The sequence below is a fragment of the Candidatus Eisenbacteria bacterium genome (genome assembly GCA_016235265.1).
Taxonomy (GTDB): domain Bacteria; phylum Eisenbacteria; class RBG-16-71-46; order RBG-16-71-46; family JACRLI01; genus JACRLI01.
The window spans coordinates 1-13,710 of record JACRLI010000012.1; the positions used below are offsets into that span (position 1 = coordinate 1).

General features: G+C 69.7%; 10 protein-coding genes. 1 reads left to right on the top strand and 9 read right to left on the bottom strand.

Going from position 1 to position 13,710, the window contains the following annotated elements:
- Window positions 1-108: 108 nt before the first annotated feature.
- From HZB25_06100 to HZB25_06140, 9 genes are all read right to left on the bottom strand, one after another.
- Window positions 109-453: a hypothetical protein gene (locus HZB25_06100; GenBank protein MBI5836795.1), complete on the bottom strand. Its 345-nt coding sequence runs from the start codon at window positions 451-453 to the stop codon at window positions 109-111.
- Between the two features lie 90 nt (window positions 454-543).
- On the bottom strand, window positions 544-2,844 hold the full coding sequence (locus HZB25_06105; GenBank protein MBI5836796.1) for a protein kinase: 2,301 nt from the start codon (window positions 2,842-2,844) through the stop codon (window positions 544-546).
- Between the two features lie 24 nt (window positions 2,845-2,868).
- Window positions 2,869-5,538 carry a protein kinase gene (locus HZB25_06110; protein MBI5836797.1) on the bottom strand — a complete coding sequence of 890 codons (2,670 nt, stop codon included), beginning with the start codon at window positions 5,536-5,538 and terminating at the stop codon, window positions 2,869-2,871.
- Window positions 5,539-5,739: 201 nt separating this feature from the next.
- A complete protein-coding gene (locus tag HZB25_06115; GenBank protein ID MBI5836798.1) occupies window positions 5,740-6,912 on the bottom strand; it encodes an acyl-CoA dehydrogenase family protein in 1,173 nt (390 codons plus the stop codon).
- A 109-nt stretch (window positions 6,913-7,021) separates the two neighbouring features.
- The gene (gene pepF / locus HZB25_06120) at window positions 7,022-8,977 is read right to left on the bottom strand and encodes an oligoendopeptidase F (protein MBI5836799.1); all 1,956 of its coding nucleotides are present in this window, start codon (window positions 8,975-8,977) and stop codon (window positions 7,022-7,024) included.
- A gap of 210 nt (window positions 8,978-9,187) precedes the next feature.
- Entirely contained in the window at window positions 9,188-9,700 is a 513-nt protein-coding gene (locus HZB25_06125) for a TrbI/VirB10 family protein (protein ID MBI5836800.1), read from the bottom strand.
- Window positions 9,701-9,905: 205 nt separating this feature from the next.
- On the bottom strand, window positions 9,906-10,511 hold the full coding sequence (locus HZB25_06130) for an outer membrane beta-barrel protein (protein ID MBI5836801.1): 606 nt from the start codon (window positions 10,509-10,511) through the stop codon (window positions 9,906-9,908).
- Between the two features lie 280 nt (window positions 10,512-10,791).
- On the bottom strand, window positions 10,792-11,118 hold the full coding sequence (locus tag HZB25_06135; GenBank protein ID MBI5836802.1) for a hypothetical protein: 327 nt from the start codon (window positions 11,116-11,118) through the stop codon (window positions 10,792-10,794).
- 134 nt (window positions 11,119-11,252) lie between these two features.
- Window positions 11,253-13,271, bottom strand: a complete 2,019-nt coding sequence (locus HZB25_06140) for an oligopeptide transporter, OPT family (protein ID MBI5836803.1) — start codon at window positions 13,269-13,271, stop codon at window positions 11,253-11,255.
- 210 nt (window positions 13,272-13,481) lie between these two features.
- Here HZB25_06140 and HZB25_06145 point away from each other — a divergent pair, with 210 nt between their 5' ends.
- Window positions 13,482-13,652: a hypothetical protein gene (locus HZB25_06145; GenBank protein ID MBI5836804.1), complete on the top strand. Its 171-nt coding sequence runs from the start codon at window positions 13,482-13,484 to the stop codon at window positions 13,650-13,652.
- Window positions 13,653-13,710 lie beyond the last annotated feature (58 nt).

The following is a 13,710-nucleotide window of genomic DNA, read 5'->3' on the forward strand; positions in this document are numbered from 1 at the left end:
CGCTTGCGCTTCCGAACCCGACGAATGACACTACCCATCTACGGCTCCTTTCGTCTGCGCCTGATGGACGCTTCGCAACGCCATCAAAGCACAGAGGTTGGAGCCGTTTCAATTTCCAACTAAGAATCGCACACCTTCCGGGCCATAGGAGTAGGCGCGGTAGGGGTGGGCGTAGCGGTAACCGCCGTCGTCCTCCTCGTCTCCCTGGTCCTCGGTGCGCAGCAGGGCGGTGATCACCCGGTCGGAGACCCCGGCGGCCTTGAGCTCGCGCAGGTCACCCGCGTCGAGGTCGAAGGACTCCCCGCTGTGCTGGATCTTCTCGATGATCAACTCGTCGGAGATGCTGTCCTCGTGCATCGCAACGACGTCCTTCAAGTCGAAGGACCATGCGCGAGGGGCGCTTCCGGCCATCACCAATGTGGCGATGGCCCCGATCAGCAGTGCTCGATTCATGGCAGGCCTCTCAATTGCGGCAGGAATAACGTGGGGTCGGTCCCACCACTTCATTCTACCACCAAGCCGGCCCGGGCGCGGACGCAACCTTCAGCCCGCCAGCCCCATCTTCGTCATGAACGCCGCCCACCGCGGATCGGCGTGCAGCGAGCGGAGCAGCGGCTCGGGCTTCATGATGGCCAGGCCCGAGTCGCGCTGCGCGTAGGCCCGCTCCAGCCACTCGAAGGATGACTCCGTCTCGCCGCGCACCGCGTGGACGATGGCCACCTGGTAGGCGGCGTCCGAGGCGCACCGCTCGACGAGGTCGCGCAGCGCCCGGTCCGATTCCGCGGCGCGGCCCGCGGCGTGATGGATCACCGCCTGCGCGTACAGGCGCGCCCAGTCCTCCTTGTCGTTCCGGGCCTCGGAGAGCGCCTCGTCCATGCGGCCCTGGGCCGCGAGACTCAACGCCAGGAGCGCGCGGCAGGAGGCGCTGTCGGGAGAGATCTCCAGCGCCTTGCGGAATGCCCTCTCCGCCTCCGCGGGCAGGTCCGCACCGCGGCACACACGGCCGTAGAACGCGTAGCTGGAAACGGCCAGCGGATCCTGTTCGATCGCACGCCGGCAGAGATCCAGGGCCTCGTCCATGCGGCCCAGGTCGTAGGCCAGCAGCCCGGCGGAGCGGAGCACCTCGGCGTTGCCGGGAGCCAGCGCCAGAGCCCTGCGGTAGGAGGCGTCGGCGCTGCTCCAGTCCCAGTCGTACCAGAGCTGGACGGTGCCCAGCGCCAGGTGCCCTTCGGACAGGTTGGGCTCCAGGGCCAGGGAGCGCAGGGCGGCCTCTCGCGCGCGGGTGTTCGCCTCCAGCACCGGGGCGAAGCCGGCGGCCGCCTCCAGGGAGTGGGCCCACGCCAGGCAGGCCCAGGCCAGCGCGTGTCCCGCGTCCGCGTCGATCGCCTGCCGCAGGCAGTCGATGCCCCGGGCCACGTCGTTGCGGACGAGCCGGTTCACCAGGTAGCGACCCTGCAGGAACAGCCGGTGCGCCTCGCCGCTGCCGCCGCGGCCCTTTGCGGCCGCCGCCACCTCCGCCTTCGCCTCCCCGCTGGCGTTCGAGTCCGGCTCCCCGCCCAGCAGCGTGGTCCGCAGCTCGCGCAGCACCCGCTGCGCGATGTCGTCCTGCACCGCGAAGATGTCCTCGAGGGTGCGGTCGTAGGTCTCCGACCACAGGTGAAAGCCGTCCGCGACCTTTACCAGTTGCACGCCGATGCGGACCCGGTTGCCCGCCTTGCGCACGCTGCCTTCCAGCACCGTCGCCACGCCCAGCGCCCGGCCCACCTCGGCCACCGCGGCCCCCTTGCCCTTGAATGCGAAGGACGACGAGCGCGCCGCCACGCGCAGCCCGCGGATCTTCGCCAGCACGTTCAGGAGTTCCTCCGCCAGCCCGTCGGAGAAGTACTCGTTCTCCTCGTCGCGGCTCATGTTCACGAACGGCAGCACCGCGATGGAGGGCAACTCCTCCGCCCCCGTCTTCGCGGGGGCGGGCCCGCCCCGCTCCAGCGTCCGCTTGAGCCGGTGCAGTTCATTGTGCACTTCGAGCGCCGACGGAAACCGGCCGCCCGGATCCTTGGCGAGGCACCGGTCCACGATGCGCTCCAGTTCCCCGGGCAGTCCCTCGCGGACGGTGCCGAGCGGCGCGGGCGCGTCCCTCAGTATCGCCGAGCTCACGTCCGCCGGGGTGTCCCCCCTGAAGGGCCGGTGCCCGCAGGTCAGCTCGTACAGCACCACGCCAAGCGCAAAGAGATCGGTGCGCGCGTCCGACGGCTCGCCCCGCACCTGCTCCGGCGCCATGTACGGCACCGTGCCCACGACCTGGCCGGCCGAGGACACCGGCGAGTCCAGAGTCAGCGCCAGGGTCGCGTCCAGTCCCGCGTGGGAATCGGCCAGCTTGGCGAGGCCGAAATCGAGGACCTTGACCCGCCCTTCGCGGGTCACCATCACGTTCGCCGGCTTGAGGTCGCGGTGCACCACGCCCTTCGCGTGCGCCGCCGCCAGCGCGTCGGAGAGCGCGAGCGCGAGCTCGACGACGCGCGCCACCGGCAGCCCGCCCGGGGTCACCAGCCGGTCGAGGGTCTGGCCCTCCACGAGTTCCATGGTGAGGAACCGGTGGTCCCCGGCCGCCTCGATGGAGTGCAGCACCACGATGTTCGGATGGCTCAGCCCGGCCACGGTGCGCGCCTCTCGCTCGAAGCGAGCCAGCCGTTCGGCGTCGAGCGCGAAGGCCGCGGGCAGCACCTTGAGCGCCACGTCGCGCCCCAGCCTCGTGTCGCGAGCCCGGTACACCTCGCCCATGCCGCCCGCGCCCAGCGGGCCGGCGATCTCGTAGGGGCCGAGCCGGGTTCCGGGATCCAGGTTCATCGCGTCTCCATCGCTCTCATCCCCCTACTTCCTCCGGATCTCGGAAGTCCACCCCTGCACCACCGTGAACGTGGCCAGCGCACCGCTCTCCTCGGGCACGTTCATCAGGAAGCGCTGGCCGTCGGCGCTGGGGGCGATCCGGTTCCGGATGATGTTGCCGCCGGCGGCGGGGCGCTCGAAGAGCCGCACCGGGATGCCCGCTTCGAACCCGGTCGAGGTGCTCACGGGGACGGCCATCACGCCGTTGGAGCGGTCCCGGTAGTACAGTTCCTTGCCGTCTCCGCGCCAGAACGGCTGGCCCCCGCCCTGGATGGAGACCTGCCACTTTCCGCCCGAGGGCGGAAAGGACTGCACGTAGATCTCGCCCCGCCCCGACTCGTCGGATCGGTAGGCGATCCACCTGCCGTCCGGTGAAAGCTGCGCGCCGGTGTAGCCGGCCTTCCCGCCAATCAGGGGGCGCGGCGGCCCGAGGGTGTCCGCGGAGGCGGTGCAGATCCGTGGCGCGCCGTCGTCGTAATTCAGCACCAGCATCGGCCCCGCCCCTGGCCAGCCCGAGGGCCCGGTGGGCCCGCTGGAGCGGCACACTTCGCGCGGTTCCCCCGTGCCGGAGGCAGGCAGCGTCCACACGGTGTAAGTTCCCCTCGTGTCGGACGCGTACGCGATCCGCGAGCCGTCCGGGGCCCACACCGGCCAGATCTCGCTCGTCTTCGGGTCGAAGGTCAGCTTGGTGGCCACCTCCCGACGCGAGTCCCACACCCACAGGTCGGAGGTGCGCGTGCCGGGGTCCACCTGTCCGTAACACACGCGGGAGCCATCGGGGGAGATGGCGAAGTCGCCGTACGCCGCGGGACCTCCAACGTGACCCACTTCCCTTCCGGTCCGGTCCAGCCACACCAGCCGGCTGCGTTCGCCCGCGCCGCTGGGCATGAAGGTGATCACGCCGGTGTTCGAGACCGAGAAATGGACCAGGTCGCCGGAGGACTCCACCCGCTCGGCCACCGGGAACGGTTCGCCGCGGAATTGGAGGGAACGGGTGTCGAACGGGCGCGCCATCAGGGTGCCCTCGGCGCCGTAGACCACGAAGCCGGGCGGGGCGAACTCCATGCGGGTCGCGCCGGCGCCCAGCACCTTCACTTGCTTCGATCCGAGGCAGCCGACACAGAGCCGGGTGCTGTCGCGCGAGGGGCTGTTCGCGAGGAACAGGAAATGCCGGCCGTCGGGAAGGAACGCGGGCCAGGCGTGCGAGGTCTCGCCGCGTTTGTGGTTCAACGTGGTGGCGGCGGTGATTTCGCCGCCCTCCGCGTTCACCTGCCGGATACTGTCGCTGGTGGTCCCGTCGAGCAGGATCACGCCCTTCGAGCCCCAGCAGCCGTCCGCGGCCGATCGGGCGTCGCAGATCAGCTGCGCCGGGCCGCCGGCGGCCGGGATCTTCTTCAGTTGCGTGCCCACCATGAAGGCGAGGTAGCGGCTGTCCGGGGACCAGAACGGCCGGCCCGCTCCCTCGGTGCCCGCGAGCGCAGTGGCCGTCAGGGTGTGGACCGGGCGGACCCAGATCAGCGCCTTCCCGCTGGTGTCGGTGGCGAGGAAGGCCAGCGTGCGCCCGTCGGGCGAGATTCGCGGCCACTGCATGGTGCGGATGCCGTTGGTGGGCATCACGCTGAACCGGGTCGCCGGCGTGGAGGGCACCGGGTGCGTGGCCATCCAGGCGGCCAGCCCCAGGGACAGCAGCGCCAGCCCCGCGGAGAGCGCCCACGCGAGGCGCTCGCGGCCCTTGCGGCGGGCGGACACCGTGACCGGCACGCCCGCCTGCGAGCCCGCCGTGGCGATCCACTCCAGTTCGCGGCGGATGTCCGCGGCGCTGTGCCAGCGGTCCTCGGGGTCCTTGGCCAGGCACTGGGAGACCAGGCGGTCCAGCGCCGGCGGGGCCGTGGGCGCCACCTGGGACACCGAGGACGGCACGCGCTCCATGATCGCGCTGATGAGGCTGGCCTGGCTGCGGCCCTCGAACGCACGCTTGCCGGTGGCCATCTCGAAGAGCACGCAGCCGAACGCCCAGATGTCGCTGCGCGAGTCCGCGTCGCGCCCCTCGAGCTGCTCCGGGGACATGTACTGGAACGTGCCCACCAGGGTGCCCTCGACGGTCAGGGGCTTGGCGATCGTCGGCGACTGCGTGAGCGCGGCCATGGTGAGTCCGCTGCCCGTGCCCGGGCCCTCCAGGCCGGTGGCGCGGGCCAGCCCGAAGTCCATCAGCTTGGCGCCGTTGCGCGTGAGCATGATGTTGCCGGGCTTGAGGTCGCGGTGGATGATGCCGGCCTTGTGCGCCTTGTCCAGCGCGTCCGCGATCTCCGCCCCCAGCTTGAGGACCTGCTCGGCGGGAAGGGCGCCCTTCGCCAGCCGCGCCTCCAGCGTCTCCCCTTCCACCAGCTCCATGATCAGGAAATCGACGTCACCCTCGCGGCCGACATCGAAGAGCGTGCAGATGTGCGGGTGATTGAGGCTGGAGATGGACTTCGCCTCGCGTTCAAAGCGCGCGCGCAGTTCCGGGGTGGCGGCGAGGTGCTGCGGCAGGACCTTGAGCGCGACGTCGCGGCCGAGCCGGTTGTCGCGGGCCCGGTACACTTCACCCATGCCGCCGGCGCCGAGGGGTGCAAGGACTTCATACGGACCGAAGCGCGAACCAATGGACAGGGGCATGGGGGCCTCGACGTGGCGGCCAGCCTCGATCGAAATGCGGGAGACGGGTGAGCGGAAGCGGAGCGGGGATGCCCCCGCTCCGCAGATGCGACTGGACCGTCAGTTCTTGGGATGTAGGGAGACCGGTCCGCGATTCCCTCGAAATCCACAAAATGTTCTATTCACGGGACTTGGGCGCTCCCGGAGCCGGAACTCCGGGCCTCACCGCGCCAGCCGCGCCGCCTCCTTTGCCAGCCACGAGCCGATCACGTTGCGCTGGATCTGGTTGGTGCCTTCGTAGATCTGGGTGATCTTGGCGTCGCGCATCATCTTCTCCACCGGGTAGTCGCTCATGTAGCCGTAGCCACCCAGGATCTGCACCGCGTCGGTGGTGACCTTCATGGCCACGTCGCTGGCGTACATCTTGGCCATCGCGGAGAGGGAGCCGACGTCCCGCATGTCCCCGGCGTCCACGCGGGCGGCGACGGAGTAGATCAGGGCCTTGGCCGCCTCGACCTGCGTGGCCATGTCGGCCAGCATCCACTGCAGACCCTGGAAGTTCACGATGCTCTGCCCGAACTGCTTGCGCTGGTGCGCGTAGCGCAGCGCCTCCTCCAGCGCCCCCTCGGCGATCCCGAGCGCCTGAGCGGCCACGCCGGGCCGCGAGACATCGAAGGTCTTCATGGCCACCACGAAGCCCTGGCCCTCGCGCCCCAGGAGATTCTCCTTCGGCACGCGGGCGTCCTCGAAGACCAGTTCGCGCGTGGCGGACGCGCGGATGCCCATCTTGTGCTCCGTCTTCCCGAAGGTGAACCCCGGCGTGCCCTTCTCGATGATGAAACACGACGCTCCGCGCGCACCCTTCTTGGGGTCGGTCAGCGCCACGGTGGTGTAGATGTCGGCCTCCCCCCCGTTGGTGATGAAGACCTTGGTGCCGTTGAGCACGTAGTCGTCACCGTCCTTGCGCGCGGTGGTGCGCTGGGCGCCGGCGTCGGAGCCGGCCATGGGCTCGGTCAGCCCGAACGCCGCCAGCCGGCTCCCGGAGGCGATCTGGGGGAGGTATTTCTGCTTCTGCGCGTCGGAGCCGAACAGCAGGATCGGGAAGGTGCCCAGCGCGGTGCCGGCGAAGGCCAGCGCGATGCCCGCGCAGGCCTTGGACAGCTCCTCGGTGGCCAGGCACATGTTGGTGATGCCGTAGCCGCTCTCGACCATGCCCTCGTATTGGGCGGGGATGAACACGCGGAACAGGTCCACCTTCGCCAGCTCCTTCACGATGTCCCAGGGGAAGGTGCCCGCCTCGTCATACTTCGCCCGGACCGGTTTGACCTTCTCTTCGGCGATGGTGCGCGCCAGGTCCCGGATCGCGAGCTGCTCTTCGGTGAGAATGGGATCCACTCACGCCTCCTGCGATCAATCGCGGCCGTGCAGGGGGCGACCGCCCCCGGTTTCCCAGACTGAGGTGGTGCGGCTTCGGTGCTGCAGGCCCGGCTCGGCCTCTGCGGTCCTACTTCTTCCCCACCAGCTTCTCCACCTCGCCCAGCGTGCGCTCGAACGCGTGCATGGCCGCTTCGATGGGGGCGGGCTGGGTCAGGTCCACGCCGGCCTTCCGCAGCAGCGTGAGCGGCGGCTCCGAACAGCCGCCCTTGAGCATTCCCAGGTAGGCCTCCGCGGCCGGCGGCCCCAGCTGGCGCACCCGGTCGGCGATGGCGATGCCGCTGGTGAGCCCGGTGGCGTACTGGTAGACGTAGTACTTGAAGAAGAAGTGCGGGATGTACGCCCATTCCATGCCGTCGTTCTCACCCAGCGTGTAGGCCGGGCCGTAGTAGCGGCGCACCAGCTCCGAGTAGGTGGAGTCGAGCAGGGTGGCCGTGACCGGAACGCCCTTCTCCACGTAGCCGTGCACCGCGCGCTCGAATTCCGCGAACAGGGTCTGGCGGAAGATGGTTCCCCGCATGGTCTCCAGGCGGTCCACGAGGAGGTACGCCTTCTCGGCGTCGCTCTTCGAGTGGGCCACGAGGTAGTCGTTCAGGAGCGCCTCGTTGCAGGTGGAGGCGATCTCGGCCAGGAAGGTCACGTAGCGCGCGTCGGGATAGGACTGTGCCTTCATGGCCATGTCGCTGTGCAGGGCGTGGCCCATCTCGTGGGCCAGAGTGGACATGTCGTCCAGCTTGTCCTGGTAGTTCATCTTCACGAACGGGTGGGCGCCGTACACGTTCGACGAGGATGCGCCGCTGTCCTTGTCCTTGTGCGGGTAGAGGTCGAGCCAGCCGTTGTGCGGGTCGAGGCCCTCCGCGAGCCGCCGGGTGTAGGCGGGACCCAGTGGGGCGAGCGCCTCAACCAGCGTCTTCTCCGCCTGGGCGTACGGCACGTCCTCCTGCACCTCCTCGGTCAGCGGGATGTAGAGGTCGTAGAGGTGCAGTTCCGGCAGACCGAGGGTCTGCTTGCGCAACGCCATGTAGCGGTGCAGCAGCGGCAGGTGCGCGTTCACCGTGCGGACGAGGTTGTCGTAGACGGCGGTCGAGACTTCGTCCTTGTCGGTGTACGCCTCCAGCGCGGTGTCGTAATTGCGCGCGCGGGCATAGGCCACATCCAGCTTGAACTGGCCGGCCAGCGTGGTCGCCAGGGAGCGCTGGTACTGGCGCAGCGTGGCCAGGAGCGCCTCCACCGCGCCCTTGCGGACGTCGCGGCTGGGCGATTGACGGAAGAGCGAGTAGTTGGAGAGGGTGAGCTGGACGTCCTTGCCGTGCGCGTCCTTCACCACGGGCCACGGGATGTCGGTGAGCAGCGCCGAGTGGCACGTCTCCAGGGCGGAGGGAATCTCGTTCAGGTCGATCTCCGCCCACAGGTTGTCCCCCAGCAGCCCCAGGGCCCTCTCCGCGTCCGGGCTCAGCAGGCGCGGCGCACGGCGGCGCAGGCCCTCCACGTAGGCGCGGTACGGGGCCAGCTTCGGCTGGGACGTGAAGGCCTTCGCCACGGCGTTGCGGGACAGGGTCTGCACCTCGCGCCGGATGAACGAGGCGGCCGAGGTCAGCCGGTCCATGGCCGCCAGCCCGTGGTCGTTCATGGCCCCGGCGCGATCGTCCGACTGGGCCGTGGTCTGGCGCAGGTTGGCGTACAGCGTGAGACGGTTGACCTCCCCGTGCAGCCGGAAGTACAGGCCGAGGCAGGCCAGCAGCGCCTTCGGGTCGGCCAGCCTGCCCTTGTACTTGCTGAGCTGCGGGATGTCCGCGAGGAGCGCGACCCGCCCCTGCTCCCAGGCCGCGTCCGACGCGAACATGGGCGAGAGGTCCCACTTGTAGACGTCGGGCACCGCGGAACGGGGCGTGTTGGCGTCCGGGGTGTAGGCGGGCAAGGGCGCGGGATCCGGGGCGGCAGCGGCGACGGCGGCAGCGGCAAGCAACACGGCCAGCGCGGCCAGGAGCGACGCGGGCCGCGGGGCGAAACGCGAACAGTCGGACATCGGGGGTGCTCCTGGTTCGGGTGGAATACGGGATCGGCGCGGGATGCCGGGGATGCCTTTGCACTGGAAGCTAGCGGAGGACTCGAGGAGCGGTCAATCCGGCCGCCCGCGGGGCCGGGTGGGGTCCCTGGACGGCCTGCATGCCGGACACGCTCGCGGCCGGCTGGAAGGCTCCCTCCCAGCCGGCCGCGACTACCCCGCCCTCACCCCTCAGGACCGCGTGGACGGCACCGGGATGCGCACGTCGCGCTGCAGGACAACGCGAAGCGCGCGACCGGGGCGAATCACCACGGGCTCGCCCTTGGTGGCGACGGCCGCGCCGGTCCCCGCGGCCGCGCCCAGCACCGCCCCGCGCCCGGCGTTCCCGGTGATCTTGCCCACGATGCCGCCCACGAGCGCGCCGCCACCGATGAGCGCGGCCTCCAGCGGCACCGGCTCCCCGTCCTCCGGCTCCAGGCGCGTGAAGCGCAGGACGAGCCGGGCCTTGTGCTTGCCGCGGCCGGTCGGCTCAACCTCGGACACCTCGCCGAGGACCCGGGTGCCCGCCGGCACCACCACGCGGCTGCCGAGCAGCCACGGATCCGTCAGCGTGGCCTGGAACTCATCGCCCACCCGCGCGCTCTCGCTCGAGATGCGCGACTGCATCCGGGCGAAGGCCCGCATCCCGGCCACCAGGGTGACCGGGGATTCGTGCCGATCGTAGGCGTCGGTGGACACCAGCAAGCCGCGTGTCGGCTCCGTGGAAACTGCCGTATTCCGCAACGGTGTTCGGTGATATCCGGTCAGCGTCGCACCGGCCACTCCGCCGGCCGCCAGCAACGCGACCGACGCGACAATCCACCTGCGCGTCAATCCGTTCATGACGTCCTCCTCGGGGGGAGTTGCGGCCACCACGGCCACCTGCGAATCCCGGCGGCCTTCGAACGGGCTAGAAGCGGATGGCCAGCCCGACGGAGGTCACCCAGGAATCGGGGTTGTACTTGTCGGGGAACAGCCCGCTGTCTTCCTTGCCCAGGAAGATGTAGCGGCCGGAGGCGTCGAGCGCCACGCTGCGCCCGAGCGGCAACTGCATCCCACCGCCGAGGTGCAGGCCGAGCTTCTGCGTGGTCCGATCCTCGCCGGGGGATCCGGCGGAATAGCGGTAGGAAGTGTTGTACCACCCCACGCCCCCGCCCGCGTACAGCGGACGCATCGGGGTGAGCCACGCGGAGGCGGTGAGCGGCCAGCTCCGGACGGTCATCGTACCGCCGTAGTACTGCTGGCTGCGGTAGGACACGCCCAGTTCGGCGTCGAGCAGCCCCGGCATCAGCGGGGCCCGCGCGGCGATGCCCACGGACGCGCGGGCCTGATCCCCATCGACGGACCGGGTCATGCCGACGGAGGGGATCAGCTGTCCGCCCGGTGCCGCGGAGGTTTCGGCCAACGAGGGGACCGCGAAGAAGATGCCCGCCGTGGCCACGAGGATCCAGGGCACCGCGATCCGGCGGCCGCGTCGGGCACAGGTGATCGAAGCGTGCGGAAGGATGGTCTTCATGGTGTCCTCCACTCTCACGGGTGCCGCCGGGCATCCTGCGGCCGGCCCGGCTGCCCCGTGTGAAGGCACAGGGACTCAAGTCCCATGCCAGAGAGGAGGACTGTTGAAAGATCAGCTACTTAGCGCGAGGGAGGGGCGTGGGTGGCGTCCCCCGGCTGGACAACTGAGTACGCCGATCGACCCCGATAGTACAATTGACAACTCATGTTATTGAACGCGCCGGATCAGCGGCGCGCCGAATTTCGAGGTCTCGTGGCCGGAATTCGTCGTCGCCGGATGCTCAACCGCCGCGCACGAAGTGCGGCAGGCTCCCGGGAATCTCGAGCGCCAGCTCGACGATCCCGGCTCGCACGCCTCCCCGGAACCACGGCGCCTGGAAGATCAGCTTCTTCACCCCGGCCTTCTCGATGGTGTAGACGTTTGTCGCCCCCGTGGCCAGCAGCTCGGCCATGCGGGTCCGGGAGGGCTCGGGATGACAGTCGAGGGCGTTGGTGCCCAGGAGCTCGCGCCCGCCGTCCGCCGCGAAGACCTCCACGGAGCGCTGGTTCATGGACAGGATGATCCCCTGGAGATCGCACACCGTGACGGCGCCGGGAAACCCCTCCACCCAATCGTGATCGGACACGTACCCTCCCTCCCGCTGCCGTGCGGGCATGACTCAATCGCGTCGCCGTGCAGGGGCGACTCGAGCGCACCGCCTCGCGGGGATGACCCCGAACTCGAACCGCCGTGCGATCGCGGCTACGTCCCCGCCTTCTCCGCCTTCCCCGGCTTCGCCAGCGCCCCCCACCACAGGTACGCGCACAGCGCCACGAACATCCCCGCCGAGATCATCTGCGAGACGGGGTCGTTGTCGAAGAACGGGGTCTTCACCAGGTCCTCCCGGAACCAGGGGAACAGCCGCAACGCGGCCCCGAAGACACCACCCAGCGCGCCGCCGGCCATCAGGCCCGAAGCGATGATCACGCCCCGCTCCCGCATGCGGCTCCCGTCGCGCCCGCCGGCCTTCTCGGAGCGGCGCGTCACCAGGTGGTGCAGGAAGCCGCCCACCAGCGCGGGCGAGTTGAGCTCCAGCGGCAGGTACATGCCCAGCGCGAAGATGAGCGAGGGCGCGCCCAGCATCTCGAGCAGCAGCGTCACCATGATCCCGGTGCCGAACAGTATGTAGGCGATGGGCTGCTGGCTCATGAAGTTGCTCACCAGCTCCTTCATGATCGCGGCCTGCGGCGAGGCCAGCACCGGGCGCAGGTCTCCGGCCGCGGCCTCCCCGAACTGGAAGGTGCGCGAGAGCATCACGATGGTAAGCCCGGCGGCCACCGCGGCGGCAACGGCCCCGAGGAACTTCACCTTTTGCTGCGCCGACGGCGTGGAGCCGAGCCAGTAGCCCGCCTTGAGATCGGTGATGGTCTGTCCCGAAACCGACACCGCGGTGCAGACCATGCCGGCGATGGCCATCACGAAGAACATCCCGGAGGTGCCCGAGACCCCGAACCGGAGCAGCACCACGCTCGAGATGATGATGGTGAGCATGGTCATGCCCGAGACCGGGTTGCGCGCGGTGGTGGCGATGGCGTTGGCCGCCACCGAGGTGAAGAAGAACGAGAACACCAGCACCAGCCCCAGGCCCGCCGCCAGCACCGCCACGGAAGCGCCGAGCGTGCCCATGAACACCGCCACCGCCACGGCGCTGAGCACCACGCCGAGCAGCATGCCCATGATGGGCAGGTCCCGGTCGGTGCGCTCGAGGCCCGAGTGCTCGCCTCCGCGGAAGGCCTTGGCGGCCACCGCGAACGATCCCCACACGATCTTCAGCGACTTGATGATGCCGATGATGCCCGCCGAGGCGATGGCCCCCACGCCCATGAGTCGCACGTAGGAGCGGAAGATCTGCGCGGCGGTCATGTCCGCGACGGGGATCGCCCCCGGGTAGACCACCAGTTCCGGGGAGTGCTGGCCCATCATCCAGATGAGGGGCACCACCACGAAATTCGCCAGCACCCCTCCCGCGCACAGGATCATCGAGGAGCGGAGCCCCATCACGTATCCCAGGCCCAGGATGAAGCCGATGGCGTCGAAGTTGACCACCACCCGCCCCCGTTCGGCCAGGCCCTTCACGACCGGGAGGAACTGGAAGTTGATCGTCTCGCGCCACACCTGGAAGGTGGTCACGAAGAAGTCGTACACCGCCGCGATGCCGGTCGCCTGGAGCAACAGCGCCGCCTGCGAGCCGCCCTTTTCGCCGGTGACCAGCACCTCGGTGATGGCGGTGGCCTCGGGGTAGGCGAACTCGCCGTGGGTCTCGCGCACGAAGTAGCGGCGCAGCGGGATCAGGAACAGGATCCCCAGGCAGCTTCCGGCGAGGCAGATGAAGATGCTCTGCACCGGGTGCGGGTTCAGGTTCAGGATGTAGAGCGCCGGCAGGGTGAAGATGGCGCCCGCCACCACCGAGCCCGACACGCCGCCGATGCCGGTGATGATCACGTTCTCGAGCAGCGTGGAGCGGCGGGGGTACACCCGCGCCAGGCCGATGGCCAGGATCGAGATGGGAATCGCGGCCTCCATGACCTGCCCCACCTTCAGCCCCGAATAGGCCGAGGCCACGGTGAACACGATGCACAGGAACAGCCCCCAGAGGATCGAGCGCCAGGTAAGTTCGGGCAGTCGCGTCGCCGCCGGGATGATGGGCTGGTAGGTCTCGCCGGGCTTCAGCGGGGTGTACGCATTCTCCGGCAACGACTTCTGGGCTGGTTCATCGTGCATGACGGTTGGGCCCCCCGATGTTCGATGGTCCGCGGGAACTGCGAAGAACGCATTCTATCACCGGGAGGCAATGCCGTGTAAACTGGGGGTACGCGAGGCTGTTGGAAGCTCGAGTTCGAGGAGTCTGCCGCCCGGGCCGGAATACCCGGCGAACCGGGTGGCGGGCCTGACAGGAAGGGAGCAGCCGTGGCAGCAAACAGAATGCCGTCCATGCTGAAGAGACAGAAGGAGATCAAACGCGCGGCCAAGGCCAACCGCAAGCGCGAGGAGCGCCAGTCGCGCAATCTCGCCAAGGCGGCCGCGGAAGGCGAGGGCTCCGGTCCGCCCATCGTGGCGCCCGAGGAACTGAACGAGGCGGTCGAGGGCGGTTCGGGGGCATAGGCCGGCGCGAGCCGGCCGGACGCTCCCGCGCCACCGGGACGCGGCGCGACCCATCGAG

Excerpts from the sequence above, each read along its gene's own strand:
- HZB25_06100 (MBI5836795.1), bottom strand. The coding sequence starts at position 453 with ATGAATCGAGCACTGCTGATCGGGGCCATCGCCACATTGGTGATGGCC.
- HZB25_06105 (MBI5836796.1), bottom strand. The coding sequence starts at position 2,844 with ATGAACCTGGATCCCGGAACCCGGCTCGGCCCCTACGAGATCGCCGGC.
- HZB25_06110 (MBI5836797.1), bottom strand. The coding sequence starts at position 5,538 with ATGCCCCTGTCCATTGGTTCGCGCTTCGGTCCGTATGAAGTCCTTGCA.
- pepF (MBI5836799.1), bottom strand. The coding sequence starts at position 8,977 with ATGTCCGACTGTTCGCGTTTCGCCCCGCGGCCCGCGTCGCTCCTGGCC.
- HZB25_06130 (MBI5836801.1), bottom strand. The coding sequence starts at position 10,511 with ATGAAGACCATCCTTCCGCACGCTTCGATCACCTGTGCCCGACGCGGC.
- HZB25_06140 (MBI5836803.1), bottom strand. The coding sequence starts at position 13,271 with ATGCACGATGAACCAGCCCAGAAGTCGTTGCCGGAGAATGCGTACACC.
- HZB25_06145 (MBI5836804.1), top strand. The coding sequence starts at position 13,482 with ATGCTGAAGAGACAGAAGGAGATCAAACGCGCGGCCAAGGCCAACCGC.